General features: G+C 35.7%; 1 protein-coding gene. It reads left to right on the top strand.

The annotated features are described in order from the left end of the window. Positions 1–2093 (top strand): DUF7507 domain-containing protein (locus tag GN138_RS15840; RefSeq protein ID WP_197429367.1); only part of this gene is annotated, 2093 nt, incomplete at both ends.

The following is a 2093-nucleotide window of genomic DNA, read 5'->3' as shown; positions in this document are numbered from 1 at the left end:
GTTTTAATGATGGTGATGGTAATGGCGCTGATGATACAGCGGAAGCAACTACTCCTATAGATACATTAAATGATGGTAGTTACGATTTTCAAAATTTAGACAGTGATGATGATGGTTGTAGTGATGCCAATGAAGCGTATAATGATGCAAATGCGGATGGAGGAGATGGTAGTCAGTTTGGTACTGGTAATCCAGCAAGTGTTGATGCCTCAAATGGTTTAGTTACAGAAACAGGAGTTGATTATAGTCTGGGTACAAATCCACAAGTTACAGACGGCGATTTTACGTTAAGTGTTTGTTATGTAGACCCTTGTGATGCCATGGCTTCTGGTAATACTGATACAGATGGCGATGGAATTTCAGATTTTTGTGACGATGATGACGATAATGACGGTATATTAGATTCAATAGAATGTCTAGGTTATAATATTAATGGTAGTGGAATTACAGGAAGTATAATTCCTACAGCTTGGGATATAGATTCTCCAAGTGGAAGTTCTGGACCAGTTGTATTTAATTCATTTACTTATAATGGAGAAACAATATCAGATTTTCAGTCTCCAACCGCATATGTTGAAAATTTTGTATCAACTTCAGGAACATTTAATTCTGGTGAGATTAAGAGAAGAACTTATGGTGTTGAAGATTTAGATTTTACTTCAGCGACTGATTGGAATAACGATATATTACCTGCTTTTCAATCTAGAGATATGAATGTATTTCAAGATTTACTTGTAGATTTAGTGAATGATGTCTCATATTACGAATTAGGTTTTGATACACCTATTATATCCAAAGATTTAATTTACTTATTGATTTTTGAGAAATCAGGAAATAATCCAATGCGTATTGAAGCACTTGACTATAATAAAAATGTTTTAGGTTCGGCTTTAAGCGTTGTAACATCTGATTATGTAGATACAGGTGCTGATATATTAGCGGAAGCTGTTGAGAATTTAGAAATTGCTACATTTCCTATTGATAATTTGGCTCCTGTAGGAAGTGAAATATATTGGATTCGAGTTTATGATAGAACTAACGGAACAGATTCTTCAGACGGTAAAGTTTTTGTCATGGCTGCTCCAAATATAGACTATAGCTGTGTTGATACAGATGGTGATGGTATAGAGGATTATTTAGATTTAGATTCTGATAATGATGGAATTTATGATGTAGTTGAGGCAGGTAATGATGCTTTAGATACTAATGATGATGGTGTTATAGATGCCAATGATGTTGGTTTTAATGATGGTGATGGTAATGGAGCAGATGATACAGCTGAAACTACTACACCTACAGATACATTAAATGATAATAGCTACGACTTTCAAAATTTAGATAGTGATGGAGATGGTTGTTCTGATGCAAATGAGGCGTATGATAATGGATTAGCAGATGGTGGTGATGGTGGTCAATTTGGTACTGGTAATCCTGCATCGGTTAATGCTTCAAATGGTTTAGTAACGGACACAGATGTCGATTATACTAACGTTACGTATTATGGTGCAGTTATTGATCCTAGTGTTTCTTCCGCTTGTAACCCGGAATTAACAGTAACCAAGACTATTACAACATCAGGAAGTGTATTAAATGATGTTATCGAATACGATATCATTGTAACTAACACAGGAGCTGTAACGTTAACAGATATTGAAGTTACAGATGCCAATGCAGATTCAGGAACATTAACTTATCCAGGCGGTTTAACCAATATTCCAAGTTTAGCACCAGGTGCAAGTGTTACAGTTACGGTAGAACAGACAATTGATCAAACAGACTTAGATAATGGTTATATTGAAAACAGTGCAACAGCGACTGGAGATAGTCCAAGTGGTACGGACGATGTAAGTGATGTTTCTGATACAAATGTAGATGAAGATGGAACTACTATTTTAGATAACGAGACGGTAGATGGCTCAGATGCCGATACTGATCCAACTAATGACCCTACAATTATTTCTCTTAATCAGAGTCCAGAGTTAAGTATTACCAAAACAAGTAGTTTAGACTTAGGCTCAGACGGAGTAGTGAGTGTAGGAGATGTTATTACCTATACTTATACAGTAACCAACACAGGAGATGTCACCGTATTT

The sequence above is a fragment of the Winogradskyella endarachnes genome (assembly GCF_009741275.1).
Classification (GTDB): domain Bacteria; phylum Bacteroidota; class Bacteroidia; order Flavobacteriales; family Flavobacteriaceae; genus Winogradskyella; species Winogradskyella endarachnes.
Note: the sequence above shows the minus strand (reverse complement) of the source record. Positions and strands in the feature narration are given on the sequence as shown.